This window comes from Stenotrophomonas sp. 22385, from assembly GCF_052045085.1.
Classification (GTDB): domain Bacteria; phylum Pseudomonadota; class Gammaproteobacteria; order Xanthomonadales; family Xanthomonadaceae; genus Stenotrophomonas.
Map to the genome: position 1 here is coordinate 95,105 of NZ_JBQEOG010000007.1, position 26,408 is coordinate 121,512.

The following is a 26,408-nucleotide window of genomic DNA, read 5'->3' on the forward strand; positions in this document are numbered from 1 at the left end:
CCAACCCTTGACTGCGCACTCGCTTTCTACAGGTCGCGACCGTTCGTCGGACACCCCCGACACCGAATCCTTGCGCCGCAAGGGATTGCCCTGATTCCCTACATTTGGCGTTGACGGCCCCCTACACCCCCACTATCTTGTGGCCGTCGGTCTCTTCGACCACAAGTCGAAGGGTCCAACGGGGCCAACGCCCACCGACAACCGCATGCCGTACAGGGTGCGGCGCTGGCAGCACCAGTCTCCGGGGGGAGATGACCGGTGACGCAAGGGGATCGTCCGCAGCGCCATCGCGCCGGTCGCGTCCCATGCGACACCGATGGTCCACCCTGAGCGCTGAGCGCACCGGCCCACGCCTGCCCCGCAGGTGACCCTGCACCACCCCAAATCACGCCAAGAGGAAAACGCCGTGAGCACCGAAACCAGCGCAGCCACCGACCAGGAAAGCGAATTCCTGTTGACCTCGCCGCCGACCGCGACCGCCATGAGCGTGACCAAGCGCAACGGCACGACCGAGCTGGTGGATCTGAACAAGATCGTGCGCGCGGTGCAGCGTTCGGCTGAAGGCCTGCACTCGGTCGACCCGATGCGCGTGGCCACCCGCACCATCTCCGGCCTGTACAACGGCGCCACCACCCAGGAACTGGACGAGCTGTCCATCCGCACCGCCGCCCTGCTGATCGGTGAAGAGCCCGAGTACGGCCGCCTGGCCGCGCGCCTGCTCGCCAACTACATCGCCAAGGAAGTGTCGGGGCAGGAAATCCACGCCTTCTCGCAGTCGGTCGGCCGTGGCCACGAAGTGGGCCTGATCAACGACCGCCTGCTGAACTTCGTGCAGACCAACGCGCGCAAGCTCAACGATGCCATCGACATCTCGCTGGACCTGAACTTCGATTACTTCGGCCTGCGTACCCTGTACGACCGCTACCTGCTGCGCCACCCGCACACCCGCAAGGTGATCGAGACCCCGCAGCAGTTCTTCCTGCGCATCGCCAGCGCCCTGAGCGAAGACGTGGCCGAAACCCTGGCGCTGTACAAGCGCATGGGCAACCTGGACTACCTGCCGTCCAGCCCGACCCTGTTCAATTCCGGCACCACCCACGAACAGCTGTCCTCGTGCTTCCTGCTCGATTCGCCGCAGGATTCGCTGGAATCGATCTACGCCAAGTACGGCGACATCGCCCAGCTGTCCAAGTTCAGCGGCGGCATCGGCGTGAGCTACACCCGCGTGCGTTCGCGCGGCTCGCTCATCAAGTCCACCAACGGCCATTCCAACGGCATCGTGCCGTGGCTCAAGACCATGGATTCGTCCGTGGCCGCGGTGAACCAGGGCGGCAAGCGCAAGGGCGCGGCCTGCGTCTACCTGGAAACCTGGCACGCCGACATCGAGGACTTCCTCGAACTGCGTGACAACACCGGTGACGAATCGCGTCGTGCGCACAACCTGAACCTGGCGAACTGGGTCCCGGACCTGTTCATGAAGCGCGTCGAAGCCGACCAGGAATGGTCGCTGTTCGATCCGCGCGTGGTGCCCGAGTTCACCGACCTGTTCGGTGAAGCCTTCGAGCAGGCGTACCTGCAGGCCGAAGCGCAGGGCAAGGCCAACCGCACCATCTCCGCGCGCAAGCTGTACTCGCGCATGATGCGTACCCTTGCCGAAACCGGCAACGGCTGGATGACCTTCAAGGACAAGTGCAACCGCGCCAGCAACCAGACCCTGCGCGCCGGCAACGTGATCCACCTGTCCAACCTGTGCACCGAAATCCTGGAAATCACCTCGGCTGAAGAAACCGCGGTGTGCAACCTGGGCTCGATCAACCTGGGCAACCATTTCGATGCCCACGGCGAGTTCGACTACGACAAGCTGGCCGACACCGTGCGCCTGGCCATCCGCCAGCTCGACCGCGTGATCGACCTGAACTTCTACCCGATCGAATCGGCCCGCCGCGGCAACCTGCGCTGGCGCCCGGTCGGCCTGGGCTGCATGGGCCTGCAGGACGTGTTCTTCCGCAAGCGCCTGGCCTTCGACAGTGCCGAAGCCCGCGCGCTCTCGAAGAAGATTGCCGAAACCATCTACTTCCACGCCCTGGAAACCTCGGTGGAACTGGCCCAGGAACGCGGCAAGCACCCGTCGTTCGCCGACACCCGTGCCGCCAGCGGCGAGCTGCAGTTCGACGCCTGGAACGTGGTGCCCGAAGACACCGCACGCTGGGATGCCCTGCGTGAGCGCATCAAGGAACACGGCCTGCGCAACTCGCTGATGATCGCCATCGCCCCGACCGCGACCATCGCGTCCATCGCCGGCTGCTACGAGTGCGTCGAACCGCAGGTGTCCAACCTGTTCAAGCGCGAGACCCTCTCGGGCGACTTCCTGCAGGTCAACCGTTACCTGGTGAACGAGCTGAAGAAGCTGGGCCACTGGACCCCGGAAATGCGCGACGCCATCAAGCTGGCCGAAGGCTCCATCCAGGGCATCGCCCAGATTCCGGAAACCCTGCGCCAGGTGTACCGCACCGCGTGGGAACTGCCGATGCGTTCGCTGATCGACATGGCCGCCGAGCGTGGCGCGTTCATCGACCAGTCCGCCTCGCTCAACCTGTTCATGGAAAGCCCGAACATCGGCGCGATGTCCTCCATGTACATGTACGCCTGGAAGCAGGGCATCAAGACCACCTACTACCTGCGTTCGCGTCCGGCCACCAAGATCGCCAAGACCACCGTCAGCAGCTACACCCCGGTGGAAGCCGTGGCCTGCTCGCTGGAAAACCCGGAAGCCTGCGAGGCCTGCCAATAAAAGGCGTGCCGGCCCAGCGGGCCGGCACCCGCCGGAGGCACCGACCAACGGTCGGTGCCTGCCCCGGAATGCCGGTTATGCCGGGAAAATCAAACATTCGGTAGGTACCGACCGTTGGTCGGTACCCCCAAGAAGGACGAAACACCATGGCCGACAAGCCCCGTCAAATGCTGCTCGATCCCGGTTTTGAACTGACCCTGCGCCCCATGCGCTACCCGCAGTTCTATGACATGTATCGCAACGCGATCAAGAACACCTGGACCGTGGAAGAAATCAACTTCCAGATCGACATCAGCGACCTGCATGGCAAGATGTCGCCCGGCGAGCGCCACCTGATCCACCGCCTGGTCGCGTTCTTCGCCACCGGCGACTCGATCGTGTCCAACAACCTGGTGCTGAACCTGTACCAGCACTTGAACGCGCCCGAAGCGCGCATGTACCTCTCGCGCCAGCTGTACGAAGAAGCGCTGCACGTGCAGTTCTACCTGACCCTGCTCGACAACTACCTGCCGGACCCGGAAGAGCGCGCCAAGGCGTTCGACGCGGTGGAGAACATCGACTCGATCAAGAAGAAGGCCGACTTCTGCTTCAAGTGGATCGACTCCATCCAGAACCTCAAGCGCATCGAAACCCGTGACGAGCGCCGCCAGTTCCTGCTCAACCAGATCTGCTTCGCCGCGTGCATCGAGGGCCTGTTCTTCTTCGCCGCGTTCGCCTACGTGTACTACTTCCGTTCGCGCGGCCTGCTCAACGGCCTGGCCTCGGGCACCAACTGGGTGTTCCGCGACGAAAGCGCGCACATGGAGTTCGCCTTCGAATGCGTGGACGTGATCCGCGAAGAAGAGCCGGACCTGTTCGACGATGCCATGAAGCAGCAGGTCTATGACATGCTCGCCGAAGCCATCGAATGCGAAGTGCAGTTCGCCGAAGACGTGCTGTCCGGCGGCGTGGCCGGTATCTCCACCCGCGACATGCGCCAGTACCTGCAGCACTGCGCCGACAACCACTTCCATCGCCTGGGCATGGAAAAGAAGTACAACGTGCGCAACCCGCTGAGCTTCATGGAACTGCAGGACGTGCAGGAGCTGACCAACTTCTTCGAACGCCGCTCCTCGGCCTACCAGGTCGGCGTGAAGGGCGAAGTCGCCTTCGACATGTCGTTCTGATCCAAGCGCACCACGCTTAGCCAGAAAGCCCCGGCACTACCGGGGCTTTTTGTTTGCGGGCGCTGCCGTATCATCCTCGTCGACCCCACCGCACGGCCCACCGCCATGACCGCCACCCCTGACGTCGTCCCGCCCACTGAAGTGCGCATGGCCGAAATCGTCTTCCCCAACCACACCAACCACATGGGCACGCTGTTCGGTGGCCAGGCACTGGCATGGATGGACAAGGCCGCGTTCCTGGCCGCCGCGCGCTACTCGCGCCGCACCGTGGTCACCGCCCGCTCGGACCAGGTGGACTTCAAGCTGCCCATCAGCATCGGCCAGATGGTGGAAACCGTGGGCCGTATCGTCGAAGTGGGCCGCAGCTCAATGAAGGTGGAAGTGGAACTCATCGCCGAAGACCTGCACACCGGCGAGCGCAAGCTGTGTACCCGCGGCCACTTCGTGATGATTGCCCTGGACGAGAACCACAAGCCCACCGCCGTGCCGGCACTGCCGGCCGACATCGCAGGACCCTGAACGGACAGGGGCGATTGCGAACCCTCCAATCGCCCCCATCTAGCTGGCATGTCTACCCCTCTGGCTGACTTCATCGACCGCGCCCGCCGCCTGTTCGTCCTCACCGGCGCCGGCTGCAGCACCGACTCGGGCATTCCCGATTACCGCGATGCCGACGGCCAGTGGAAGCGCACCCCGCCGGTGAATTACCAGGATTTCATGGGCGAAGCGGCCACCCGCCAACGCTACTGGGCGCGCAGCCTGCTCGGCTGGCCGCGCTTCGGCCAGGCCCAGCCCAACGCCACCCACGCCGCTTTGGCCGCGCTGGAAGCGCGCGGCAAGATGGAAGTGCTGCTCACCCAGAACGTGGATTGCCTGCACCAGCGCGCCGGCAGCGCCGCCGTGATCGACCTGCACGGCCGCCTCGACCAGGTGCGTTGCATGGGCTGCGAAACCCGCAGCGGCCGCGAAGCGTTCCAGCAGGCGCTGCTGGCGGCCAACCCCGGCTGGGACCGCCTCGATGCCGCACAGGCCCCGGACGGCGATGCCGACCTCGACGGCGTGGATTTCAGCACCTTCAACGTGCCCGCGTGCGCTAGCTGCGGCGGCATCCTCAAGCCAGACGTGGTGTTCTTCGGCGAAAACGTACCGCGCGCCCGCGTCGACGCCGCACACGCCCACCTGCAGCAGGCCGACGCCGTCCTCGTCGTCGGCTCGTCCCTGATGGTCTATTCCGGCTACCGCTTCGTCCAGGCCGCCGCCAAGGCCGGCCTGCCCGTCGCCGCCCTGAACATCGGCCGCACCCGGGCCGACGACCTCCTCACCTTAAAGGTCGAACAGTCCTGCGCAGACGCCCTGTCATTCCTCCTGCCAGCCACCGCATCGGCCTGACCCGCGAACGCTTGCCTACGCGCCCTTTGCCCGGCCCGCAGGCATTGGCCTGGACGCCACCCCGGTAGAGCGAGGCCCTGCCTCGCTAGCCTCACCGTTCCACACATACGGTTGCCCGCAAACCCGCTTCGCGGTGCAATACCACCCCTGTTTCATCTCCCCCGAGTCGCCCGCCCGTGAGCCAGCTTTTCTCCCCCGTGTCATTCGGACCGCTGACGCTGTCCAACCGCATCGTCATCGCCCCGATGTGCCAGTACTCCTCCACCGACGGCCTGGCCAACGACTGGCACCGCCAGCACCTGGGCCAGCTTTCCCAATCCGGTGCCGGCCTGCTGATCCTCGAAGCCACCGCCGTACTGCCCGAAGGCCGCATCAGCTACGCCGACCTCGGCCTGTGGGACGACGCCACCGAAGCCGCGCTCACCTCGGTCATCGCCTCGGTCAAGCAATGGTCGCCGATGCCGCTGGGCGTGCAGCTGGCCCACGCCGGCCGCAAAGCCTCCTCCTCGCGTCCGTGGGAAGGCGGCGGCCAGCTGCCCCCGACCGACCCCAACGGCTGGACCGCCGTCGCCCCCTCCGCACTGCCGTTCGCTGCCAACGGCCCCACCCCTGACGCGCTGGACGAAGCCGGCATCGACGCCGTCGTCGAAGCCTTCGCCGTCGCCGCCCGCCGCGCCGAACGCGCCGGCCTGGACCTGATCGAACTGCACGCCGCCCACGGCTACCTGCTGCACCAGTTCCTCTCGCCGCTGAGCAACAAGCGCCAGGACCAGTACGGCGGCTCGCTCGAAAACCGCATGCGCCTGCTGGTGCGCGTGTTCGACGCCGTGCGCGACGCCGTCTCCGATCGCATCAGCGTTGGCGTGCGTATTTCGGCCAGCGACTGGGTGCCCGGCGGCTGGGATATCGAACAGAGCACTACCCTGGCCCAGATCCTGGACCTGCGCGGCTGCCAGTTCCTGCACGTCTCCAGCGGCGGGCTCGACGCGCGCCAGCAGATCCCGGTGGAGCCGGGCTACCAGGTGCCTTTCGCCGCCGCCATCAAGGCCAAGGTGAAGATGCCAGTGATCGCCGTGGGCCTGATCACCGATCCCTCGCAGGCCGAATCGATCCTGCGCCACGGCCACGCCGACGCGGTCGCACTGGCGCGCGGCATCCTCTACGACCCGCGCTGGCCGTGGCACGCCGCCGCCGCCCTGGGCGACTCGCTCACCCCCGCACCGCAGTACCTGCGCTGCGAACCGCGCGAAGCCCGCGGCGTGTTCACCGCCCCGTCGGCCTAAGGTCGCCCTCGGCCGAACCGGCATCGCCCCGAAACGGGCAATGCTGCAGAAATCGGTAGCGCCCGACCGTTGGTCGGGCGTGGCCAGATCTCATTCGAGATCCACCCGCCAAGCAGCAGGCAACCCCTCCACCACGTGCTGCATCAACGCCCGCACCTTAGGCGTCAAATCCCTTCGATCACTCACACACAAAAACAACCGCATCGGCTCCGGCGACGTCCGCGCCCCATCGCCCGACGCAAACAACACCCGCAACTCCCCCCGCGCCAACCAAGGCGCCGCCACGAACGCCGCCAACCGCGCGATCCCACCGCCAGCAGCCGCCATCGCCGCCAACGCATCAATGTCATCCGACACCAGCGCCGGCCGCATCTCCGCCTCGAAGCGGATCCCCTCGCGCACGAATCCCCACGGCAGCAACCGCCCATCCACCGGGTAGCGGAACACCAGGCAACGGTGCTCACGCAGCTCCTCCGGTGTCCCCGGCACTCCCGCCTGCGCCAGGTACGAAGGCGCCGCACACACCTGGAACGGCACCTGCGCAATCGCACGCGCCACCAGGCCTTCCACCAGCTGCGGCTCGATCCGGAAACTTACGTCCACATCTTCATGCGCATGGTCCACGCTGCGGTCGGCCAACAGCAGCTCGATCGACAACCGTGGATAGCGCGCCTGCAATGCCGGCAGCATCGGCGCCAGCACATGGCGGCCAAATGCGGAGGTGCTGGCAATGCGCAGCCGACCATGCGGTGTCGCCTCCGGATCGGTCACCGCCGCCTGCGCCCGTTGCAGGTCGCGCTCGATATGCCGCACCTCGGCCAGGTACAGCGCGCCGCGCTCGGTCAGCGCCAGCGTGCGCGTCGTGCGGTTGAACAGGCGCACGCCCAGATGCGTTTCCAGCCGTGCGATGTTCTGCCCCACCGCCGCCGGGCTGATCCCCAGCGTGCGCGCCGCCGCCGCCAGGCTGCCGGCATCGGCGGTACGGATGAAACTGCGGATTGACTGCAGAATGTTCATGGTGGCGTCGATTCTGGCCGGTCATTGCAAAGAATTACTTTATAAAGAGCCAACGCCCGACGGTCTACCCGTGCCGCAGCCCGCTGACTATCGTGCCGGTCCCGCAACCGCTGGTTGCCGCCCACTGGACCCCTGATGTCGCAACAAGCTCAAACCCTGGCTACCGCCCGCTGGAAGCTCGGCGCCCGCGCCACCCCGTATGTCTTTGCCTTCTTCATGGCCTCCATCATGGCCATGCTGATGTGCCTGGTGATCACCGCCGCCAACGCGGGCATCAATGCCGAGTTCCCGATGCGCGTACTCGGCGCCTACCAGCTCGCCATGCCCACCGCGTTCTGCTGCGTGCTGCTGGTGCGCCCGGTGGTGATGCGGCTGGTCGCGTTGACCGTGCATCCGGCGCGCTGATCGGAATATGCGCCGTGATTGATTTTCGTGATACCGCAATCACGCGCACACTTCGAGATCGTCGAAGACTTCACTCTCCGGATGCGGCGAACCTGCCGCGTTGAACGGGAGAAGAGAATGAAGGTTGTGCTGACCGCCGCAGCGTTGTTGACCGTGTTGATGCTACCAACGGCAGAAGCGTGCAGTACGGCCGCTGTATCCGGCGCACAGCGCTCGACCCTGGAACAGCGTGCCGCACCCATCAGCAGCGCAGCCACGCTGGCCGCCTACCTCGAAGTGTTGCCCTAAGCGAGCCAGCGCGCAAGCGATTCACCAAATCACTGACCTTCAGTAGTAGCGGGGTCACCGGGTTCTCGTTCGCGGATATCCAGCGCGAGCTCACGGTAAGCCAGGCACACGCCCTGCTGGAGTTGATCGATTCGCAGCGCGCGATAGCGCATCTGAATCGCCTCGCGATACGAACGGACCTTGATCGCTCGATCCGAACCGCGATAGCCGCCCGCTGCGCCGGCGACGAGCCAGTCGCAGACAGGGACCCTCGGTTTTAAAGTTTCACCTGACAGCATCGCTGCAGGGCAGGGCGCCAGTCCTCTACACTCGGGACATGCGCCCTGATTCCATCCTCACCCTCTCATGCCCGGATCGAACCGGTATCGTCTACCGCGTCTCCGGCCTGCTGTTCGAGCAGGGCTGCAACATCCTGGATGCGCAGCAGTTCGGCGATGACGAAAGCGGCCGGTTCTTCCTGCGCGTGCATTTCGACCGCGACCCGCGCCAGCCCATCGACACCATCCAGACCCGCATGAACGGGCTGGCCACCGACTTCAAGATGGACTGGCAGCTGCACGACGCCCGCCGCCGCGCGCGCCTGCTGGTGTTGGTGAGCAAGCAGGGGCACTGCCTCAACGACCTGCTGTTCCGCGCGCACAGCCGCCAGCTGCAGGTGGATATCGCCGCAGTGGCCTCCAACCACGAAGACTTCGGCCCGCTGGCCGGCTCCTACGGCATCCCGTTCCACCACCTGCCGGTGAATGCAGACAACCGGGACGTGCAGGAGCAGCAGATCATCGATCTGGTCGAACGCGAACAGATCGATCTGGTGGTGCTGGCCCGCTACATGCAGATCCTGTCACCACGCCTGTGCCACGCACTGGCGGGCCGGGCGATCAACATCCACCACAGCTTCCTGCCCAGCTTCAAGGGCGCGCAGCCGTACCACCAGGCCCACGCGCGCGGGGTAAAGATCATCGGCGCAACGGCCCACTACGTCACCTCCGATCTCGACGAAGGCCCGATCATCGAACAGGATGTGGCGCGGGTAGACCACGCCATGACCCCACGCGACCTGGTCCGCCTCGGCAGCGACACCGAATCGCAGGTACTGGCCCGCGCCGTACGCCGGCACGTAGAGCACCGCATCATCCTCAACGGCCACCGCACCGTAGTCTTCCGATAGCGACAAGGCCGAAAGAAAACGGGTAGCGCCGGCCGCGTGGTCTACCCCCAACCGCCAGCCCGGTAGTGCCGGCCCCCAGGCGGCACCGCACGGAAAAACAGAGCGCCACCGCCCCATCACGGAGTACCAAGTGTTAGCACCCTACTGGGCAGAATTCCTAAGCCTGGCCATAGTCCACCTGCTGGCAGTGATAGCCCCAGGCCCGGACTTCGCAGTAGCCGTCCGCCAAACCGTCCGCTACGGCCGAAAGGCGGGCATCTACACCTCGCTGGGGATAGGCGCCGGCATCTCGGTCCATGTCCTCTACACCCTCATCGGCGTAGGTGCACTCCTGCACACAACCCCTTGGCTGATGACAGCAGCCAAGTGGCTCGGCGCGGCCTACATCTTCTACCTCGGCATCAAGTTCCTCCGCAGCAAGCCCAGCACGGGCGGCGAAGCGCATCCCGATGTGCCGATTGAGGCTGTGCAGCAAACCCCCAGGCAGGCCTTCGTCATCGGCTTCATGACCAACGCCACCAACCCCAAGGCGACGCTGTTCTTCCTGGCTGTGTTCACCACACTGGTCAGCGCAAAGACACCGCTCCCTGTGCAGATGCTCTACGGCCTGTGGATGTGCCTGGTCAATGCAGCATGGTTCGTCCTGGTCAGCGTAGCGCTCTCCGCAGCAGCGGTACGCCAGCGTTTCATGCGCGCCAGCCACTGGTTCGAACGGGTGATGGGCGTGCTGCTGATCGGGTTTGCGCTGCGGCTGGTGTTCGTAGCGTAAGCAGTCGGGCCGATCCCTAAGGGCATCCGCGAAACCCCCCGCAAGGGGGTTTGTCTTCTAGAACTCGTACGGGTCACTGTCCGATCAGGCGTTTGCTCATGAAGACACGTTCGTGGCCCAGTGGATAATCGCCAAGTCTGGCGAATGCAGTGTAGCCGTGGCGCGCGTAGAACCCCTCGGCCTGCCAGTCGAAGGTGTCCAGGCGGGCAGAGTGGGCACCCAGCTCACGTGCTTGGCTTTCACACGCTTCCAGCAACGTGGACCCCAGCCCTGTCGACCGTTGTCCGGGCTCCACCCAGAGCACGTGGACCTCGAGCCAGCCCAGAGCGACGTCCGCCAGAATACCGCCCAGCAGCGCACCTTCAGGCGACCGCGCCACAATTCTCAGCTCGGACTCATTGGCATTTGCAGTGAAAGGGCGATTGAACTGTTGAAGCGAAGTGCAGAGCTGTTCAACCTCCTCCGAGGCAGCCAGCATCAGCACAACACCCTCCTGACTATCCATACGTTCTCTTCCGGCATTCGCTTCTGCCGGTACGTTAACGGAATTCATGGCGACGCGGCACGGCAAAAGCAGCAGCCGGGCAGAGCCCGGCTCTACCGGGGTTCCGCGTCACTTTTCCGAACGCTCCTTGCGTGAGCGCTCCTTCTTTGGCTCGTGCTTGCGATAGCGATAGGGCAATGGCACCGGCGTCTCATCCAGCGTCAACGTAACGCGCCCGGGTGTCACTTCCACAAACACCCGATGACCGGTCCTGAACCCCAACCGCTCCAACCACACCCCGCACAACGACAGGTAGGGAATGGACAGGCCCGGCGGCAGGATGTTGCCGGCAGGGTGCCGCAGGGCGGAAATGCGTAGGCTCTTGGGCTGATACCAGCCGATGCCAACCTGCTGGCTGGGATCGTTGCATGAATCCATCTTTGAACTGCGCATGCGTCTACTCCATCGGAAGTACTGCCTTGTCGGCGACAAGGGAGTCGGGAGGTTGATATCCGTTAGACCATCGGCGTGACTTATTTCCCAAGGGGGTGTTGTATTCGCCACCCTCCCGACGCAGAACTTCATGCTTTCATGGGTCTAACAAGGGGATATCAAGCCCCGAATCCAGACGATGCACAGCTGATCAAACTAAGAGAAGTTGATACTTCGCCAGCATACCGGCATGTTCGATTTACTTGATCAATGGTGTGACGCAAGTGAACCGGAATTCTGGCCTCCGCTTGTGATTGCTGGAACGGACGTCCCAGAATCAGTGGCGTACCCTCGTGCCAAGTGCTTCTCTTCACTGACCTCATCGCACCAGAAGAGAAGTCGCAAGCGACCCGGGATGCGCTGAACATTGCTACGCAGTGCCGGCGCGGCCCACACACACAGCCGCTGCCTTTCTACACCTACTCATCCCGCTTCAACCAAGCGACCAGCGCCGAAAAGGCAGGTGAGGGCTGCCGGCGGTTAGGGTAGTAAAGATGGTAGCCGGGGAAGGGGACGCACCACTTGTCCAGCACAGCCACCAACCTGCCCTGCGCAATGTGCTCAGCTACCATCGGTTCCGGCGCATAGGCCAAGCCCAGTCCGTCCAGTGCGGCATTGATTACGTGGGTCATGCTGTTGAAGACCAACGGTCCGTCGCCGCGTACGGTGAATTCCTTGCCCTTCTCTTCGAACTCCCAGGCATAGATGGCGCCATTTGGGCGATGCCGGATGTGCACGCAGCGGTGGCGGGTGATGTCGGCGGGTTTCCTGGGCTTGGGATGTTTCTCGAAGTAGTCGGGAGATCCAACCACCACCAGGCGCCAATCCGGTCCGACCCTGACAGCGATCATGTCCTTGCTCAGCGCTTCTCCGAGCCGGATGCCGGCGTCGAAGCGCTGCTCCACCACGTTGGTAAAGCCGTAATCCACGTAGAACTCAAGCGTGATGTCCGGGTACTCGGCCAGAAACCCGGCAAGCCGTGGTCGGATGATGGTCTCCATCGAATCATCCGTGCAGGAGATCCGCAGCGTTCCCGCCGGCCGGTCGCGCAGGTCTCCCAGCGCTTCCACGCTGGCACCGATGGCCTCGAAGTGCGGTGCGATGGAGCGCATGAGGCGCTCGCCCGCCTCGGTGGGAGAAACGTTGCGGGTGGTGCGGGCCAGCAGGCGAATGCCCAGGCGCTCTTCCAGCAACCGCATCGAATGGCTCAGCGCAGAGGGCGTTATCCCAAGGCGAACGGCGGCCTTGGTGAAGCTCTGCTCCTGGGCCACCACGAGAAAGGCTTGCAGATCATTGGTCTTCACGGCGCTCATGGACCAATTGTGAGCTCAACTCAACAATGCATCAACTTTCAGCCGGCTTATCGCGGTAGCGGGCGGAGCCTATCGTGGCGACCTCAGTCCCCCAACCGAGGCCGCACTCGCATGAAACCGACCACGTTGCTGCTGGCGCTGCTTGCCAGCTACGTACTTCCGCTTCCCGCCATGGCTGCCGATACGCCTGGGGCAGCACGTCCCGCCGGGGCAGACAACTTCTACCGCAGCCCCACGGTCACTGGTGAGCGCGTCAGCTTCCACAACCAGTACCAGCTGGAAGTGGTGGGCACGCTGTACCGCCCCCAAGGCCTGCCTCGCGGCAGCCGCGCCCCCGCCGTGGTGGTTGGCCATCCAATGGGCGCGGTGAAGGAGCAGAGCTCGCAGCTCTACGCGCAGAAGTTGGCCGAGCAGGGCTTCGTTACGCTGGCGATCGATCTTTCCTTCTGGGGAGAGAGCGGTGGCGCCCCGCGGCACCTGGTGGCGCCGGAAATCTATTCAGACGACATCAGTGCCGCCGTGGACTTCCTGAGTACGCAGGCCTATGTGGACCCGGAACGGATTGGCGGCCTGGGTATCTGTGGCAGCGGCAGCTTTGTGATCAGCGCCGCCAAGATCGACCCGCGCATCAAGGCCATTGCCACGGTAAGCATGTACGACATGGGTGCGGCGGCACGTCAGGGGCTGAACAACGGGCAGTCGCTGGAACAGCGCAAGACGGTGATCCAATCCGCAACCGAGCAGCGCTTGGCCGAGTTCAAGGGCGGCGCGGCTGTGTACGTGCCAGGCACAGTGAACAGACTCGATGCTGACACCCCTGCCATCCAACGTGAGTTCTTCGACTTCTACCGTACCCCGCGCGGCGCCTACACGCCAAAGGGCGATACGGCAGAGCTGACCACCCAGCCGCTCTTCAGCAGCCTGGTCAAATTCATGAACTTCTATCCCTTCAATGACATCGAGACCATCTCGCCCCGGCCAATGCTGTTCATTTCTGGCGACGCCGCGCATTCCCGCGAGTTCAGCGAAGACGCATACCAAAGGGCGGGCCAGCCGAAGGAGCTCTACTGGGTGAAGGGTGCGGGGCACGTGGACCTGTATGACCGTACCAACCTGATTCCCTTCGAGAAACTGACGACGTTCTTCCAGCACGGCCTGGCGGGGAAATGAGCCGCACCCACGTGAACGCAGATCGCGCCAACTGGGGGGGCGTGCTCGCGATGACGCTGTGCGTCTTCGCGTTGATCGCCTCCGAATTCATGCCGGTGAGCCTGCTTACCCCCTTGGCGGCAGATCTGGGCGTGACCGAAGGGCTTGCGGGGTACGGCATTGCCATTTCGGGAGCCTTTGCGGTGCTGACCAGCCTGTCGATCTCCCGGTTGGCGGGCAACTTGAACCGACGAACGTTGCTGCTGATCCTCACCGCATTGATGGCGGTGTCGGGTGTGGTGGTGGCCCTGTCTCCGAACTATCTGGTCTACATTACGGGGCGTGCACTGATTGGCGTGGTGATCGGTGGGTTCTGGTCACTGTCTGCCGCAACGGCCATGCGGCTGGTGCCCGCCGCAAAAGTCCCGCGCGCCTTGGCGATATTCAACAGCGGCAACGCGCTTGCAACGGTAGTTGCGGCGCCATTGGGCAGCTACCTGGGTGGCATGATTGGTTGGCGCGGCGCTTTCTTGTGCCTTCTGCCCGTGGCTGTCATAGCCCTCGCATGGCAGTGGGTTTGTCTGCCCTCCATGCCTGCGGAGAGCGGGCAGTCACAAGGCGGGTTGATCGCGTTGTTCCGGCGACGTGTGGTGGCACTTGGGATGCTTGCCTGCGGTGCCTTCTTCATGGGGCAATTTGCCCTGTTTACCTACGTGCGGCCGTTCCTGGAGCGGGTGACCAGTGCAGGAACGTCTGCTGTACCGCTGGTGCTGCTGGCTATCGGCGTAAGCGGCTTCGTGGGCACGCTCGTCATTGGCGTGTTCATCAGGCGTGGGCTTTACCGAACGCTGGTGACCATTCCAGCCTTGATGGCGCTCATTGCTGTGGCCTTGGTTCCACTGGGGCCCCAGCTTTGGCCGACCGCCGCACTGCTCTCGGCTTGGGGCCTGCTGGCAACGGCCGCACCGGTGGGCTGGTGGAGCTGGCTGGCTCGCACTTTCACTGACAACGCAGAGACCGGCGGAGGGCTGATGGTGGCGGTAGTGCAGTGCTCCATCGCACTCGGTTCGACCGTGGGCGGGCTGCTGTTTGACAGTCTCGGCTTTGCCAGCACGTTCCTGGCCAGTGCTGGCCTGCTGCTGTGCGCCGCGCTGCTCGCTTATGCCACGGCGTCCGAGCGGGCGACCACGTCGGGGCCGGTGGTCGCTGTGGAGGCCCGGGGCTGATGAGGTGCGTTACGTCGATCACAGGAACGCTGCTTTGCCTCCTGCTTGCATTGGGGGCAATAGCGGCATGCTCTGCCGAGCCCACTCATCAGGCCATTGCAGCCAGGAAGGTAGAGTCAAACCCGGGGGTTCATTCGATGAAGATTCGACTGATCATCAACGATCAGATGCTGTCGGCCACCATGGAAGACAGTATCCCGGCGCGCGAGTTCATCGCCCAGTTGCCGCTGACGCTGCAGCTTGAGGACTACGCCGCGACCGAGAAAATCGCGCAGCTTCCGCGCCGTCTCGGTGTGGCGGGTGAGCCGGAGGGAGTCACGCCGGCGGCGGGCGATATCGCCTTTTATGCGCCGTGGGGAAATCTGGCGATTTTCCACAGGCCCTTTGCGTACTCGAAGGGTCTGATCCGACTGGGTCGAATCGAAGGAGGACTGCAGCTCCTTCGCACGGAAGGGCCGCTCGCGGTTCGGATTGAGTCCGGCCAGCCGTTGTTTGCATACCCAACACACCACAACGAGGTGAGCAAAATGGAAATCAAACGCCTTGGCACCCAAGCGTCCATCAAAGGATCGACGGACTGGTTTACGGGCACGGTCCGCATCGATCCGCTCAATGCCGCCCCTGCGCCATCGAGGGTATCCTGCGCGGCAGTCACCTTCGAGCCGGGCGCGCGCACTGCGTGGCACACCCATCCGTTGGGGCAGACGCTTATCGTTACAGCCGGCTTCGGTTGGACACAGTGCGAAGGCGGCCCGATCGTGGAGATCCGCGCGGGTGACGTGATCTGGTGCCCGCCGGGTCACAAACACTGGCACGGTGCATCGCCCACTACCGCCATGACGCACATCGCAGTCCAGGAGGCATTGGATGGCAGGAACGTTGACTGGCTGGAGCATGTGACCGAAGAGCAGTACCTGGCCGGACCCAACATGAACTGGTTGGAGAAGGTGACCGATGCCCAGTACCAAGGCGATTGACTGGAAACGGCGGTCCAGGCGCCTCGCCTGTCTGATGGGTGCGGCGATGCTTGCCTCCGGTCCGGGACAGATGGCTTTCGCACACGAAGGAGCAGCTATGAACGTCACATCAAACGGGGGTTCTACCACCGAGCTGGACGCCCGCCAGCAAGCGATTATTCCGATCAGCGCCTCGGCAGCGGCTGGCAACATGGATAACCTTCGGGGCGCGCTGAATCAAGGCTTGGACGCGGGACTGAGTCTGGCCGAAGCACGAGAGATTCTTGTGCAGGTTTACGCCTATGCGGGGTTTCCGCGGAGCCTGAACGCATTGAGCGAACTCATGAAGGTGGCGGAGGCCCGCAGGCAGAAGGGCATCCAGGATGAAGCCGGGCGCGAGCCGGGCAAGCCGATTCCCAAGGGCGACGCGTTGCTCGCTGCAGGCACCGCGAACCAGACCAAGCTGGCGGGTGGTCCAGTCTCAGGGCCATTGTTCGATTTCGCACCGCAGGCAAATGAGTATCTGCGTACGCATCTATTTGGCGACATCTTCGAGCGCGACAACCTTGATTGGCAGAGCCGCGAGCTGGCCACGGTCAGCATGCTGGCTGCCATGTCCGGGGTCGAAGCCCAGTTGCAGTCTCACATAGAAATCAGCATGAACATAGGCGTGCGTCCTGAGCAGCTGTCCGGGCTGGCCGATGTTCTAGAAGCCCACTCCAGCGTGGACGCTGCCGAACGTGTCCGCGTTGGTATTCGACGCCAGCTCGAGGCTCGGCAGGAATGATCTTCCGGGAAAATTCTGCGGCGAGTGGTACGCGCCCATTGGAGGGTGGAATGAAAAGGATACTCATCGGAACCCTGATCGGCATGGCTGCATGCTCCTTCAGTGTTGGAGCCGAGGAGCTACAGATGACAAGGCTGTCAAAGATAACCGTAGACGCGGACCATCTGTCCGCCTATCGAGACGCCCTGGCTGAAGAGGTTCGAGCCTCAATGGACCTTGAGCCAGGCGTGCTGTCGTTGTACGCAGTCTTCGACAAGAACGACCCGACCAGATTGACGATTCTTGAAATATATGCGAGTCGGAACGCATACGAACAGCACGTGAAAAGTCCGCATTTCCTCAAGTACAAAAACGGGACGCTGCACATGGTCAAATCGCTGGAGCTGGTCGACGTCGATCCTCTTCTGCCGGAGCTGAAGATCAAATAGCGTGAAGCTGGAAGCGCCCAAGCGGCTGCGTACCGCAGACCCTGTGTGCCTGCGGTACACACGCGGCATTACTTCGCCGGAATAAGCAGCGGCTTCTCTTTGTCTTTCAGAAGGAAGACAACGAACTTGGCGGGTTTAGTGTGGCTGGCATTGCGGCCCACGGTGTGGACATCGTTCGGGCCTTCATAGAAGGTCTCGCCGGCCTTGATGGTCTGCTCAGGCTTTCCCCTAACACCCATGATGATGGTGCCGTCCAACACGTAGACGATGGCATGCGCATCGTGGCGGTGTACGGGGTCAACCGCGCCCGGCGGGTAATCGACGGTGATGAGCATGATCTCTTTGCCGGGGTAGTCCTGCAGCGCCTGCGAAGCTACCTCGGCAACAACCGCGTGGGGCGCATCAGTGGCATGCGTGGCTCCATGAGCGAAAGCGGCGCCGGACAGCAGGCAGAGGCCGACGGAGAGAGTGAGGGCCGCCCACATCGCGCGCCCGTTCATTGTGCCACCGCCGGGGCGACGGACAGGCCTGCCTTGTCCAATCCCCATGCCTTGTCGAACGAACCCGGGACAGCGAGGAAGGCCACGTTGATGCGGTTCCAGGCGTTGATGCCCGCGATCACGAAGGTGAGGTCGGAGATCTCGTTCTCGGACAGCTCACCGCGAACGCGCTCGTACAGTGAGGTGGGCACGCCGTCCTTCGGAATGCAGGTCAGCGCCTCGGTCCACGCCAGGCTGGCACGCTCGCGCGGTGTGAACAGGTTGGATTCACGCCAGATCGCTACGTGGTGAAGACGCAGTGCGTTCTCGCCGTGGATGGTGGCCTGCTTGACGTGCATGTCGACGCAGAACGCGCAGCCGTTGAGCTGTGAGGCGCGGATATGCACGAGATGGCGGATGGACGCTTCGATGGAGCTCTTTGCTTCAGCCATGCTGAGTTCCATGAGCTTCTTGGTCAGCTCGGGGGACTGCTGCTGGTAGTCGAGACGTTGGGTCATGGTCTTGGATCCTGGAAAGGGGCGCGGGGGGCTGCAGCGCGGTGCCACGGTATGCCCGCCCACTCGCCCCGGGTAGGCACCTGCGGGTAACACCAGTGTTGACTTCCTCGCAACAGTGGAAGCGTCACAGGGCGACGCTCCGCAGCGTCTATCCCACATGGACAATCCATTCTGCGCATGCGCGCCACCGCCGGAGGCCGGCCACCCTGCCACTCCACCCGCCGACGACGTGGCCCCGGAAGCGTGGGGTGCCTACCTCGATGCTCAAATTGAGATGACGCCTGGTATCCGCCTGTTCTTCCATTGGTTGGAACTTTCAACCAGACCGAAGCGACGCGCGCCATGGACAGGGATCCCGATCAGTGACCAGCCTCGCCCACCACAAGGCTTGGGAGCAATCTCGCGATACGCGCATGGACCACCTGCGCGCGAAATCGTGGGCGATCCCCCTGGCAAGAGCCCGCCCACGACCGAACCTGATCAGGTTGGTTCGTAGCCCTCTTCGATTACGGCGAACAGCCGTGCAGCCTCTTCTCTGGCGCGAATGTTCTCCTCGGCCGTGAGTGACGCCAATTCGATTCCGTCGTCGCCCCCAACGTACGCTGGTCCGCCAACGTCATCGTCATACGCGCCACCGTACTCGTTGATCGCTACATGTCGGTCCTGGCTCAGATCACGACCCAGAAGGCGCGAGAGGTGCATCCAGACCCAAGCGCGGAAGGGTGTCTCACCGCGGTCTTCAATGAGCGCACGCATGGCGTATACATCACCCTCTTCTGCCAGCACGGTCAGCCATTGGTAGGCCAGCTCGGGTCGGCCATGCGCATCGGCTAGGTCAGCCATCTCGTACGGATCCATATCATCCGACGGCTCAAGATCGAGCACACCAGGATCACTGTAGCTCCCAGCCGTAAGCAGCATTGCGCGCCTATCCCCACCTCGTGCCGCTGCAAGGAGGTGGTACCGATGTTTGGCCACCACCCGAACGAACCTGTCGGTGCCTGCGGCGATCTCCGCGAAGCCTACGGGCTCGGCCGACCACTGACCACGCCGGCGCAGTTCCTGGCCGAAGCGGCGATCATCCTCGTGTGACAGACCCGCATACGGCTCGACCAGGTAGGCGATCGCAAGGTGCGCGGAGGCTACGCCCCGCGCTGCGGCCGCCTCCAACCCTTCGAGCAGCAAGGGGTACTCGGCGAGCATTGCATCAAACCCTTGCTGCATACGCCCCACAAGGTCGGTCGACACCCAGTTGGCAGCGACGGCGGGTCCCGGTTCCTCAGCCTCCTCCCAATCGTCTTCATCGCTTGCGAACGCGGCAATCAGCTCCTCCAAGCGCACCGGCGCGTAGCCGGATGCGCGGAGGAAGCTGACCAAGACTTGGGCTGAGCGCTCAGCCTCATCCGGCGACATCCCAAAGTGGAGACACCTCTGGATGACCCCGTACTCATCCGGCGTAAGACCTGTATCGCGCCATGCCACATCGCACCACACGGCTTGATGATGGAACGCAGCATGGGTGGCAAATCCGGCAGCGGCGGCCAGCAATTCATGGATCTGGCTGCGGGTAAGTGACGTGGAGCCCTGCGCAAGGAGGTGCGCATGGGCAAGAAACGCATATTGCTTGATGGTCATGACTGATCCTCAATGGCCAAGCCGATCCGGGTCAGGCGCACACGTTTAAGTCCCCGGCAGCTGGCCAGAAGAAGAGTCGATCAGGGGGGTACGGCCTGTTTTTGCTCGTGTGCAAGCAAGGCGGGCGCCGCGGTTAGTGTATGCGCTCTGCTGCCCTGATTCCAAGGGTGCGCTGAATCTCCGTCTCGGGTTCCCTGAGACTCGTCCCCGCTATGGGTGACTCAAGCAAATCCGGCCGACGAAGCCCGATTCTGAAGCGAAGTGGGGGGCGCATGAGTCAACTGCAGATCTCAGCTGGAGCCGACCTGCCCATGGTGCAATGCGGCTGGGTCGCCGCTGGAGGGCGATAATTGTATGCCAAGCTTCGCAGCCCCCTAGTAGCGAGTTCGGCTGAAACCATGATCTGGTCCGATATGCGGCTGTAAGTCACAATAATTCGTAGCAAACGTGTGTCGCGTTAAGAGGAGTGGCATCGCTCCAGTTGTAGCGTGACATTCTGCTCTCCTGTCCCAGCACTTAGCGAAGACTCCATGACAACCTTCACGCCGATCACGTTGGATGCCGATGCGCTGTCGCTACTGACAGCGGCCGGGTTGCCGGTGGCTGACCTGGAAGACGGCATGTCCCGGGTGTTCGTTGGGGGTTACGAAGAGGATGAGCTTGTTGGTGTTGTTGGTGTGGAGCTTCATCTGCCAGCAGGCCTGCTACGTTCTTTAGCGGTCGCCCGGAGCCACCAGGGACTGGGTACTGGCGCCGCCCTGGTGCGCGTTGCGGAGCGTTTGGCAGCCGATGCGGGTGTTGCGGAGCTGTTCCTCCTGACTACAACGGCAGCGCCCTTGTTCGAGCGCTGCGGGTATCGGCATGTGGCACGGATCGAAGCGCCGGAATCAATCAGAACGTCACGCCAGTTTGCAGGGATATGTCCTGACACTGCAGCGTTCATGGTCAAGCGCCTTTAGCGAAGGTGCTGCTCTTGGCCGGATGCCTAGCGCCAACAGCCTGGGCACTTCAAGCGCCGAACGCACCATCAATCGTATGCATCGCGCCAGTCACGAAGCTGGCCTCCGGCCCGGCCAGCCAGGCCACCATGCCCGCCACTTCCTCCGGGCGACCGTGACGCTTGATCGCCATGAAGCTGTGCATCAGATCCTTCATGGGGCCGTCCTCAGGATTGGCGTCCGTATCGATGGGGCCGGGCTGAACAACGTTGATCGTAATGCCGCGGGGCCCCAAGTCCCGCGCCAGGCCACGTGCCAGTCCTTGCAGCGCCGACTTGCTCACCGCGTAGGACGCCATGCCCGGCACCGGCATCCTGTCGCCGTTCACCGAGCCGATCACGATGATGCGACCACCGTCGCCCATCGTGCGCGCCGCCTCGACCGAGGCGTGATACGGCGCATGCACGTTGATGCGCAGCAGACGATCCACGGCGTCGGCGTCCTGCTCCAACGCATCGCCGAAGATCGCGATGCCCGAGTTCACCACCAGCACGTCCAGCGGACCGGTGTCGCGAACCCGCGCGATCACCGCGTCGCGGTCCGCACTGTCGGTCTTCTCGGCCGTCGCCCCGGTCTCGGCGGCCAGCGCATGCGCCGCATCCGGGGACCCGCTGTAGGTGAAGGTTACCGAGGCCCCGTCGGCCACGAAGCGGCGGACGATTGCGGCGCCAATGCCACGGCTGCCACCCAGGACCAGCACCTTCTTGTTCTTGAACGTCATTGTTGGACACGCCTTGGCAATTAATGTAGCTTTCACTATAGAAATGGCCTGTGGCAGCTGTCAAGGAATTTAGTAGTGGGAGATACAAAAACACTGCGACCCCGCGGGCGGCCCCGGGCGTTCGACCCCGACGCTGCGGTGGCCACTGCGCAGCGCCTGTTCCATGAGCGCAGCTATGACGACGTAAGCGTGGCGGACATCACCGGCACTTTGGGGATCAACCCGCCCAGCTTCTACGCCGCCTTCGGCAGCAAGGCCCACCTGTTTGGCCGGGTGCTGGACCGGTATGCACGTGAAGGGGCCATTCCGCTGCAGCAACTGCTGGATCCGACCCGGCCCGTCATCGAGTGTCTGGCCGCCGTGCTTGAGGAAGCTGCATGCCGCTATGCCGGCAAGGCGGGCGCGTCCGGGTGCATGGTCATAGAAGGCGTGCACTCCATCGACAAGGACGCCAGGCAGGCGGCCATGGTGTTCCTGGTCGGCGCTGAAGCTGCGATCCATGACTTCGTCGCGGCGCGCCACCCGGAGGCCGCCGACCGGGTGATGGACTACATGACCACGGTGATGATGGGGCTGTCGACGAATGCGCGCAGAGGGCACGACCACGCCCGCCTTCTGGAGTCCGCGCGACTGGCGGTCGGCGGTTTGGAGCAGGCGATGCGACGCCCCAGGTAACGGCATTCTGCGCGCTATCCCCTCTGACCTCGTCGGCTCGCCACCATCCGCGCCGCATCCTGGGAGGGCGGTAACCCGAAGGCTCTCGCATACTCCCGGGTGAACTGCGTGGGGCTTTCATATCCCACGTCCAATGCCGCTGCCGTGACGCTCTTTGCCTGCGTTGCCAGAATCTGTCGGGCCTGCAGGCGCAGCTGTTTCTGGTATTGCAGCGGACTAAGCGCGGTGACGCTCTTGAAGTGGCGGTGGAAGGCTGACTCGCTCATCGCCACCTGTTCGGCCAATACCGCGATGCGCAGCGGTTTGGAATAGTCGCGGCGGATGCGCTGTATGGCGCTGCTGATACGCGCCAGCGCCGAATCCGGTGTGGCCAGCTGCCGCAGCATGCATCCGTGTGGTCCCTGCAGCACGCGGTACAGGATCTCCCGCTCGTAGGCCGGGGCCAGCGCAGGTATTTCGCTGGGGCGTTCCATCAGGCGCAGCATGCGCACCCATGCATCCATCAGCTCCGGGGTGACGGCAGCGACATTGAATGCCTCGGTCTGGGTGGAGGACTCGCCGCGCCCGGTGGCGGCATCGGTGGTGTCGCACAACAGCGCTGCGATGATGCCCAGGTCCAGCGTGAGGCTCACCGCCAGGTACGGTTCGCCGGTGCTGGCCGGGTGCACGGCACCCACCGCCGGCAGGTCCACGGACATGACGAAGTACGTGGCCGGGTCGTATTCGAGGGTCTTCTCACCCACCGTCATGGATTTGCTTCCCTGCAGGATCAGGTTGATCATCGGCTTGTACACGGCCGTCAGGGCATGCTCCGGGATCTCGCCCTGCACCATGGCAACGCGGGGAATGCCCGTCTCGGTACGGCGATTCTCGGCATGCGCCGCGAGGCGGCGCAGTTCATCCAGTGCGTTGTCCATGGCCACATTGGACACCCGCCGCAGGGCGCCGGCAAGGCGAAAAGCAGGAATAGGCAGGAATTGGCGAGGATCAGGTCGGCGCGTCGCGGCCGGCGCTCCTAGCCTGTGCATCTCTCCTCACCGCACAGGACCCCCTGCATGAAACACGTACTGATCACCGGCGGCAGCCGTGGCATTGGTGCCAGCGCCGCGCTGCACTGCGCGCAGCGCGGCATGGGCGTCATCCTCACCTACAACGCCCAGCCCCATGCTGCCCAGCAGGTAGTGGAGCGCATCCAGGCAGAGGGCGGTACGGCAGTGGCCCTGCAGCTGGACGTGGGCAACACCGGTAGCTTTGCGGCGTTTGCCGCAAAGGTGAAGGACACCTTGCAGGACACCTGGGGCGCCTCCGCGCTGGATGGCCTGGTGAACAACGCGGGGTTTGGATTGTTCAATCCGATCGAGACGGTGACCGAGGAACAGTTCGACGGTCTGTTCAACGTGCACCTGAAGGGGCCGTTCTTCCTCACGCAGGCGCTGCTGCCGTTGCTCGGTAGTGGCGCGAGCATCGTCAACGTCACCAGTGCCACCACGCGCGTGGCCACCGCCGGGGTGGCGCCGTACGCCGCCTTCAAGGGCGGGCTGGAAGTGCTTACCCGCTACATGGCCAAGGAGTTCGGCGAACGCCGCATCCGCGTCAACGCGGTCGCACCCGGGGCGATCCGTACCGAACTGGGTGGCGGGCTCAATGATGAATTCGAAGCCCTGCTGGCCGCGCAGACGGCACTGGGCCGGGTAGGTGAGCCGGACGACGTGGGTCGCGTCATTGCCGGGCTGCTCGGTGATGAACAGGTCTGGGTCAATGCGCAGACCATTGAAGTGGCAGGCGGCTACAACATCTAGTTCGCAACGGGAGTACGACATGCTCGACCACATCTTCCTCACTGTCACCGACACCACCCGCTCGGTCGCGTTCTACACGGCCGCGCTGGCCCCGCTGGGCATCGTCAACCGGCTCGACTACGACGGCCGGCAGGGCCCACCCGGCCACCCGGACCTGAAGGGCTTCGGCGCGGGCGGCCGGGTCTTCTTCTGGCTGCGGCAGGGCGTGGCGGCGGCGCAGGCGGCACATGTTGGCTTCGTGGCAGATTCCAGGGCGATGGTCGATGCCGCGCACGCGGCCGCGATGGCCGCCGGCGCCAGCGAGATCCATCCGCCCGGCCCGCAGCTGCACTACGACCCGCGCTACTACGCCGCGCAGGTGCGCGATCCGGATGGCTACAGCCTGGAGTTCGTCTACAAGAGCTGGCAGCACGGCCACGAATGACACTGCCGCGTACACCATGAAGACATTGATCCGCCGCGACGCGGTGTGAGAGACCAAGCATGTGATCACGGCCAACGTCTGGCGGAAGGGTGATCCGGGCGTGCTCGCTGGAATCTGAGTGACATGTCGAAGGGACGCCTTGTGCGGCCATTTTTCATGGGCTGAGATCGCATTCGGGGTCGGCGCTGCGCCCCTAATTCCTGCAAGTTCCTGTTTTTCTTAACCATTCACGCATGGTGCTCGCCGTCTGCAGGAAAAATTAAAGATTGGTCCGCCCCTGCCGATCATGTGATGCACCGCACACTTTCATGTTTTTTAAACATTTGCGTCATCAGGGGACCAGGGAATGAACAGAGTATTCAAGGTGGTATGGAGCAAGGCCGTGGGTCAGTGGGTTGTGACCTCAGAATTCGGAGTGGCCGCAGGTGGCCGCACCCGCCGCACGGCCAAGCGGCTGACCACCGGCCGCCTGGCGGCCCTGAGCCTGATGACCGCGCTGGCGTTGTACGGTCCCTCCGCGATGGCGGCGGCGGACATCACCAACATCGGGTTCGAAACCGGGACGCTGAGCGGCTGGACGTATTCCAAGACCGGCACCCAAGGCTCCAGCAGCTATAGCGGTGCCGGTGTCGGCGCCGCGGTGGTCACAGGCATGACCGATTTCGCGTCCAAGGACGGCAGCCATAGCTGGACGGTGACACCCTTCGGCAACAACATGGCCTCATTGCAGGCGGGCGGCGGTTCGGACTCGTTCGCCACGGGTGCAGCCGCACTTGGGCTGAACGCTGCAAGCCAATCGCTGGTGGCAAACACGATGGCCGGGTCGCCCACGAATGCATCGTGGCTGTACCAGGACCTGACCCTCGCTGCGGGTGACTACTTCAGCATGGCCTGGCAGTACGTCTCGACCGACTACGAGCCGTACAACGATGCCTCGCTGACCTCGCTGATCAACCTCGGCGACGCCTCGGTGTTCGCGACGGTGAACAACCAGAACGCGCAGTACGCACTGCTGGGCGCCACTAACCTCGGCACGGGTAGCTACTCCACCGGCAGTTACGGCGCGACCGGCTGGCAGGTCGCAACGTACCAGGTCAGCACGGCCGGCACGTACCGCCTGGGATTCATGGCAATGAATCTGGATGACACGCTGTGGAGCCCCGTTCTTTTCGTCGACCAGGCGCCCGGCCTGACCTTCGACAAGGGCGTGCCCTTCGGTCCGGTCGCGCCCAACCCGGGCAGCGGCGCGCCGACCACACCGACTACCCCGACCGGCCCGATCATCATCGATGGGCCCAAGGGCACGGATGAGCTGGGCAACGAAGACGAGGCTTCGTTCGAGGGCGGTACGCTGGTGGTCGACAAGGACACCAACGTGGATGTCGACTTCAAGATCGACGACAAGCCCGGCACCATCGATCAGAACGGCCACGACTCGACGTTCACCGGCAAGATCGACGACGCCACCAGCGGCGTTCCGGGCTCGCTGATCGTCAAGAACAGCGGCAACGGCGGTTCGGTCACGCTGACCAACACCAACGGCTACACCGGTACCACCGAGGTCGACGAGAACGCCACGCTGGCATTGTCCGGCAATGGTTCCATCGACAAGTCGAAGAAGCTCGTCATCGACGGTACGCTGGACGTGACCCAGGCCGGTCCGGTCGTGAACATCACCTCGCTGGACGGCAAGGGTGATGTGGCGCTGGGCAACAACACGCTGTCCATCACCGACGCCAACGACGAGTTCGAAGGTACCATAGGCGGGCAGGGCGACGTGGCCATAAAGGGCGGCACGCAGGTGCTCTCGGGCACGAACAGCTACGCTGGCGGTACCTCGGTCAGCAACAACGCCGTCCTGCAGGTAAGCAGTGATGAGAACTTGGGCGATGCCGCAGGCAAGCTCACGCTCGATGGCGGCACGCTGCACACCACCGGCGACGTCAACAGCGATCGCGACGTGGTCTTGGCTGGCAATGGCACCTTCACCACCGACGCCGACACCACGCTGATCAACAGCGGCGACGTGTCGGGCAATGGTGGGCTGA

General features: G+C 63.8%; 29 protein-coding genes and 1 pseudogene. 20 read left to right on the forward strand and 10 right to left on the reverse strand.

Translation table 11 applies throughout. The features are described 5' to 3' along the window. Positions 1-406: 406 nt before the first annotated feature. From ACTJI4_RS13605 to ACTJI4_RS13625, 5 genes are all read left to right on the forward strand, one after another. Positions 407-2,791, forward strand: a complete 2,385-nt coding sequence (locus tag ACTJI4_RS13605) for a ribonucleoside-diphosphate reductase subunit alpha (protein ID WP_440869626.1) — start codon at positions 407-409, stop codon at positions 2,789-2,791. Positions 2,792-2,937: 146 nt separating this feature from the next. Further along, positions 2,938-3,957 (forward strand): ribonucleotide-diphosphate reductase subunit beta, encoded by a 1,020-nt coding sequence (locus ACTJI4_RS13610; protein WP_422509792.1) that lies wholly within the window; start codon positions 2,938-2,940, stop codon positions 3,955-3,957. A gap of 105 nt (positions 3,958-4,062) precedes the next feature. Beyond that, positions 4,063-4,476 (forward strand): acyl-CoA thioesterase, encoded by a 414-nt coding sequence (locus ACTJI4_RS13615; protein ID WP_068848408.1) that lies wholly within the window; start codon positions 4,063-4,065, stop codon positions 4,474-4,476. A gap of 48 nt (positions 4,477-4,524) precedes the next feature. Continuing rightward, complete coding sequence (locus tag ACTJI4_RS13620) at positions 4,525-5,346, forward strand: NAD-dependent protein deacetylase (RefSeq protein ID WP_440869627.1); 822 nt, start codon at positions 4,525-4,527, stop codon at positions 5,344-5,346. A 176-nt stretch (positions 5,347-5,522) separates the two neighbouring features. Further along, entirely contained in the window at positions 5,523-6,629 is a 1,107-nt protein-coding gene (locus ACTJI4_RS13625) for an NADH:flavin oxidoreductase/NADH oxidase (protein WP_440869628.1), read from the forward strand. Positions 6,630-6,719: 90 nt separating this feature from the next. Here the strand turns inward: ACTJI4_RS13625 and ACTJI4_RS13630 are convergent, their stop codons facing one another. Next, positions 6,720-7,646, reverse strand: a complete 927-nt coding sequence (locus tag ACTJI4_RS13630) for a LysR family transcriptional regulator (protein ID WP_440869629.1) — start codon at positions 7,644-7,646, stop codon at positions 6,720-6,722. Positions 7,647-7,781: 135 nt separating this feature from the next. Between ACTJI4_RS13630 and ACTJI4_RS13635 the strand changes: the two genes are divergently transcribed. Together ACTJI4_RS13635 and ACTJI4_RS13640 are read left to right on the forward strand one after the other, a co-directional pair. Then, entirely contained in the window at positions 7,782-8,051 is a 270-nt protein-coding gene (locus tag ACTJI4_RS13635) for a DUF2798 domain-containing protein (protein WP_440869630.1), read from the forward strand. A 117-nt stretch (positions 8,052-8,168) separates the two neighbouring features. Continuing rightward, on the forward strand, positions 8,169-8,339 hold the full coding sequence (locus ACTJI4_RS13640; RefSeq protein WP_440869631.1) for a hypothetical protein: 171 nt from the start codon (positions 8,169-8,171) through the stop codon (positions 8,337-8,339). A 29-nt stretch (positions 8,340-8,368) separates the two neighbouring features. Here the strand turns inward: ACTJI4_RS13640 and ACTJI4_RS13645 are convergent, their stop codons facing one another. Beyond that, the gene (locus ACTJI4_RS13645; RefSeq protein ID WP_440869632.1) at positions 8,369-8,617 is read right to left on the reverse strand and encodes a hypothetical protein; all 249 of its coding nucleotides are present in this window, start codon (positions 8,615-8,617) and stop codon (positions 8,369-8,371) included. A 38-nt stretch (positions 8,618-8,655) separates the two neighbouring features. Between ACTJI4_RS13645 and purU the strand changes: the two genes are divergently transcribed. Continuing rightward, positions 8,656-9,507, forward strand: a complete 852-nt coding sequence (purU, locus tag ACTJI4_RS13650; RefSeq protein ID WP_440869633.1) for a formyltetrahydrofolate deformylase — start codon at positions 8,656-8,658, stop codon at positions 9,505-9,507. A 130-nt stretch (positions 9,508-9,637) separates the two neighbouring features. Beyond that, a complete protein-coding gene (locus ACTJI4_RS13655; RefSeq protein ID WP_440869634.1) occupies positions 9,638-10,276 on the forward strand; it encodes a LysE family translocator in 639 nt (212 codons plus the stop codon). A 73-nt stretch (positions 10,277-10,349) separates the two neighbouring features. Here ACTJI4_RS13655 and ACTJI4_RS13660 read toward each other — a convergent pair whose 3' ends face one another. The 3 genes from ACTJI4_RS13660 to ACTJI4_RS13670 all read right to left on the reverse strand — a co-directional run bounded on the left by ACTJI4_RS13660 (position 10,350) and on the right by ACTJI4_RS13670 (position 12,565). Beyond that, positions 10,350-10,829 (reverse strand): GNAT family N-acetyltransferase, encoded by a 480-nt coding sequence (locus ACTJI4_RS13660; RefSeq protein WP_440869635.1) that lies wholly within the window; start codon positions 10,827-10,829, stop codon positions 10,350-10,352. A 60-nt stretch (positions 10,830-10,889) separates the two neighbouring features. Next, positions 10,890-11,213 carry a SymE family type I addiction module toxin gene (locus ACTJI4_RS13665; protein WP_440869636.1) on the reverse strand — a complete coding sequence of 108 codons (324 nt, stop codon included), beginning with the start codon at positions 11,211-11,213 and terminating at the stop codon, positions 10,890-10,892. 458 nt (positions 11,214-11,671) lie between these two features. Continuing rightward, the gene (locus ACTJI4_RS13670; protein ID WP_440869637.1) at positions 11,672-12,565 is read right to left on the reverse strand and encodes a LysR family transcriptional regulator; all 894 of its coding nucleotides are present in this window, start codon (positions 12,563-12,565) and stop codon (positions 11,672-11,674) included. Positions 12,566-12,676: 111 nt separating this feature from the next. On the opposite strand from ACTJI4_RS13670, the gene ACTJI4_RS13675 reads away from it, so the two are divergent. From ACTJI4_RS13675 to ACTJI4_RS13700, 6 genes and pseudogenes are all read left to right on the forward strand, one after another. Beyond that, a complete protein-coding gene (locus ACTJI4_RS13675; RefSeq protein ID WP_440869638.1) occupies positions 12,677-13,735 on the forward strand; it encodes an alpha/beta hydrolase in 1,059 nt (352 codons plus the stop codon). Further along, a complete protein-coding gene (locus tag ACTJI4_RS13680) occupies positions 13,732-14,940 on the forward strand; it encodes an MFS transporter (protein ID WP_440869639.1) in 1,209 nt (402 codons plus the stop codon). The genes ACTJI4_RS13675 and ACTJI4_RS13680 overlap by 4 nt, the downstream gene beginning before the upstream one ends. A gap of 137 nt (positions 14,941-15,077) precedes the next feature. Beyond that, a pseudogene (locus tag ACTJI4_RS13685) lies at positions 15,078-15,404 on the forward strand (cyclophilin-like fold protein); the annotation flags it as partial. Between the two features lie 63 nt (positions 15,405-15,467). Further along, positions 15,468-15,917: a (R)-mandelonitrile lyase gene (locus ACTJI4_RS13690; RefSeq protein WP_440869755.1), complete on the forward strand. Its 450-nt coding sequence runs from the start codon at positions 15,468-15,470 to the stop codon at positions 15,915-15,917. Then, positions 15,895-16,683 carry a carboxymuconolactone decarboxylase family protein gene (locus ACTJI4_RS13695; protein ID WP_440869640.1) on the forward strand — a complete coding sequence of 263 codons (789 nt, stop codon included), beginning with the start codon at positions 15,895-15,897 and terminating at the stop codon, positions 16,681-16,683. Before ACTJI4_RS13690 ends, ACTJI4_RS13695 begins: the two co-directional genes overlap by 23 nt. Before the next feature lie 50 nt (positions 16,684-16,733). Beyond that, positions 16,734-17,111, forward strand: coding sequence for a putative quinol monooxygenase (locus tag ACTJI4_RS13700; RefSeq protein ID WP_392924634.1), 378 nt, complete (start codon positions 16,734-16,736; stop codon positions 17,109-17,111). A gap of 68 nt (positions 17,112-17,179) precedes the next feature. Here ACTJI4_RS13700 and ACTJI4_RS13705 read toward each other — a convergent pair whose 3' ends face one another. The 3 genes from ACTJI4_RS13705 to ACTJI4_RS13715 all read right to left on the reverse strand — a co-directional run bounded on the left by ACTJI4_RS13705 (position 17,180) and on the right by ACTJI4_RS13715 (position 19,743). Next, positions 17,180-17,611 (reverse strand): cupin domain-containing protein, encoded by a 432-nt coding sequence (locus ACTJI4_RS13705; protein ID WP_440869641.1) that lies wholly within the window; start codon positions 17,609-17,611, stop codon positions 17,180-17,182. Further along, the gene (locus ACTJI4_RS13710; RefSeq protein WP_440869642.1) at positions 17,608-18,108 is read right to left on the reverse strand and encodes a carboxymuconolactone decarboxylase family protein; all 501 of its coding nucleotides are present in this window, start codon (positions 18,106-18,108) and stop codon (positions 17,608-17,610) included. Before ACTJI4_RS13710 ends, ACTJI4_RS13705 begins: the two co-directional genes overlap by 4 nt. Before the next feature lie 480 nt (positions 18,109-18,588). Beyond that, positions 18,589-19,743 carry a hypothetical protein gene (locus tag ACTJI4_RS13715; protein WP_440869643.1) on the reverse strand — a complete coding sequence of 385 codons (1,155 nt, stop codon included), beginning with the start codon at positions 19,741-19,743 and terminating at the stop codon, positions 18,589-18,591. 530 nt (positions 19,744-20,273) lie between these two features. Between ACTJI4_RS13715 and arsN2 the strand changes: the two genes are divergently transcribed. Further along, positions 20,274-20,702 carry an arsenic resistance N-acetyltransferase ArsN2 gene (gene arsN2, locus ACTJI4_RS13720; RefSeq protein ID WP_440869644.1) on the forward strand — a complete coding sequence of 143 codons (429 nt, stop codon included), beginning with the start codon at positions 20,274-20,276 and terminating at the stop codon, positions 20,700-20,702. A gap of 49 nt (positions 20,703-20,751) precedes the next feature. Here arsN2 and bdcA read toward each other — a convergent pair whose 3' ends face one another. Then, on the reverse strand, positions 20,752-21,462 hold the full coding sequence (gene bdcA, locus ACTJI4_RS13725) for an SDR family oxidoreductase (protein ID WP_440869645.1): 711 nt from the start codon (positions 21,460-21,462) through the stop codon (positions 20,752-20,754). A gap of 75 nt (positions 21,463-21,537) precedes the next feature. Between bdcA and ACTJI4_RS13730 the strand changes: the two genes are divergently transcribed. Continuing rightward, positions 21,538-22,137, forward strand: coding sequence for a TetR/AcrR family transcriptional regulator (locus ACTJI4_RS13730; protein ID WP_440869646.1), 600 nt, complete (start codon positions 21,538-21,540; stop codon positions 22,135-22,137). A gap of 14 nt (positions 22,138-22,151) precedes the next feature. Here the strand turns inward: ACTJI4_RS13730 and ACTJI4_RS13735 are convergent, their stop codons facing one another. Next, positions 22,152-23,054 (reverse strand): AraC family transcriptional regulator N-terminal domain-containing protein, encoded by a 903-nt coding sequence (locus tag ACTJI4_RS13735; RefSeq protein ID WP_440869647.1) that lies wholly within the window; start codon positions 23,052-23,054, stop codon positions 22,152-22,154. Positions 23,055-23,192: 138 nt separating this feature from the next. Here ACTJI4_RS13735 and ACTJI4_RS13740 point away from each other — a divergent pair, with 138 nt between their 5' ends. The 3 genes from ACTJI4_RS13740 to ACTJI4_RS13750 all read left to right on the forward strand — a co-directional run. After that, positions 23,193-23,936 (forward strand): SDR family NAD(P)-dependent oxidoreductase, encoded by a 744-nt coding sequence (locus tag ACTJI4_RS13740; protein WP_440869648.1) that lies wholly within the window; start codon positions 23,193-23,195, stop codon positions 23,934-23,936. Between the two features lie 19 nt (positions 23,937-23,955). Beyond that, positions 23,956-24,360 (forward strand): VOC family protein, encoded by a 405-nt coding sequence (locus ACTJI4_RS13745; protein WP_306990048.1) that lies wholly within the window; start codon positions 23,956-23,958, stop codon positions 24,358-24,360. A 346-nt stretch (positions 24,361-24,706) separates the two neighbouring features. After that, the coding region (locus ACTJI4_RS13750; RefSeq protein ID WP_440869649.1) for an ESPR-type extended signal peptide-containing protein at positions 24,707-26,408 on the forward strand (1,702 nt) is incomplete at its 3' end.

Coding starts and splice junctions, on each gene's coding strand:
- ACTJI4_RS13740 (WP_440869648.1), top strand. CDS start 23,193: ATGAAACACGTACTGATCACCGGCGGCAGCCGTGGCATTGGTGCCAGC.
- ACTJI4_RS13615 (WP_068848408.1), top strand. CDS start 4,063: ATGACCGCCACCCCTGACGTCGTCCCGCCCACTGAAGTGCGCATGGCC.
- ACTJI4_RS13715 (WP_440869643.1), bottom strand. CDS start 19,743: ATGACCATCAAGCAATATGCGTTTCTTGCCCATGCGCACCTCCTTGCG.
- ACTJI4_RS13705 (WP_440869641.1), bottom strand. CDS start 17,611: ATGAACGGGCGCGCGATGTGGGCGGCCCTCACTCTCTCCGTCGGCCTC.
- ACTJI4_RS13680 (WP_440869639.1), top strand. CDS start 13,732: ATGAGCCGCACCCACGTGAACGCAGATCGCGCCAACTGGGGGGGCGTG.
- ACTJI4_RS13630 (WP_440869629.1), bottom strand. CDS start 7,646: ATGAACATTCTGCAGTCAATCCGCAGTTTCATCCGTACCGCCGATGCC.
- ACTJI4_RS13640 (WP_440869631.1), top strand. CDS start 8,169: ATGAAGGTTGTGCTGACCGCCGCAGCGTTGTTGACCGTGTTGATGCTA.
- ACTJI4_RS13690 (WP_440869755.1), top strand. CDS start 15,468: ATGGAAATCAAACGCCTTGGCACCCAAGCGTCCATCAAAGGATCGACG.
- bdcA (WP_440869645.1), bottom strand. CDS start 21,462: ATGACGTTCAAGAACAAGAAGGTGCTGGTCCTGGGTGGCAGCCGTGGC.
- ACTJI4_RS13735 (WP_440869647.1), bottom strand. CDS start 23,054: ATGGACAACGCACTGGATGAACTGCGCCGCCTCGCGGCGCATGCCGAG.
- ACTJI4_RS13645 (WP_440869632.1), bottom strand. CDS start 8,617: ATGCTGTCAGGTGAAACTTTAAAACCGAGGGTCCCTGTCTGCGACTGG.
- ACTJI4_RS13745 (WP_306990048.1), top strand. CDS start 23,956: ATGCTCGACCACATCTTCCTCACTGTCACCGACACCACCCGCTCGGTC.
- ACTJI4_RS13710 (WP_440869642.1), bottom strand. CDS start 18,108: ATGACCCAACGTCTCGACTACCAGCAGCAGTCCCCCGAGCTGACCAAG.
- ACTJI4_RS13695 (WP_440869640.1), top strand. CDS start 15,895: ATGCCCAGTACCAAGGCGATTGACTGGAAACGGCGGTCCAGGCGCCTC.
- ACTJI4_RS13675 (WP_440869638.1), top strand. CDS start 12,677: ATGAAACCGACCACGTTGCTGCTGGCGCTGCTTGCCAGCTACGTACTT.
- purU (WP_440869633.1), top strand. CDS start 8,656: ATGCGCCCTGATTCCATCCTCACCCTCTCATGCCCGGATCGAACCGGT.
- ACTJI4_RS13635 (WP_440869630.1), top strand. CDS start 7,782: ATGTCGCAACAAGCTCAAACCCTGGCTACCGCCCGCTGGAAGCTCGGC.
- ACTJI4_RS13610 (WP_422509792.1), top strand. CDS start 2,938: ATGGCCGACAAGCCCCGTCAAATGCTGCTCGATCCCGGTTTTGAACTG.
- ACTJI4_RS13700 (WP_392924634.1), top strand. CDS start 16,734: ATGAAAAGGATACTCATCGGAACCCTGATCGGCATGGCTGCATGCTCC.
- arsN2 (WP_440869644.1), top strand. CDS start 20,274: ATGACAACCTTCACGCCGATCACGTTGGATGCCGATGCGCTGTCGCTA.
- ACTJI4_RS13660 (WP_440869635.1), bottom strand. CDS start 10,829: ATGAATTCCGTTAACGTACCGGCAGAAGCGAATGCCGGAAGAGAACGT.
- ACTJI4_RS13620 (WP_440869627.1), top strand. CDS start 4,525: ATGTCTACCCCTCTGGCTGACTTCATCGACCGCGCCCGCCGCCTGTTC.
- ACTJI4_RS13670 (WP_440869637.1), bottom strand. CDS start 12,565: ATGAGCGCCGTGAAGACCAATGATCTGCAAGCCTTTCTCGTGGTGGCC.
- ACTJI4_RS13665 (WP_440869636.1), bottom strand. CDS start 11,213: ATGCGCAGTTCAAAGATGGATTCATGCAACGATCCCAGCCAGCAGGTT.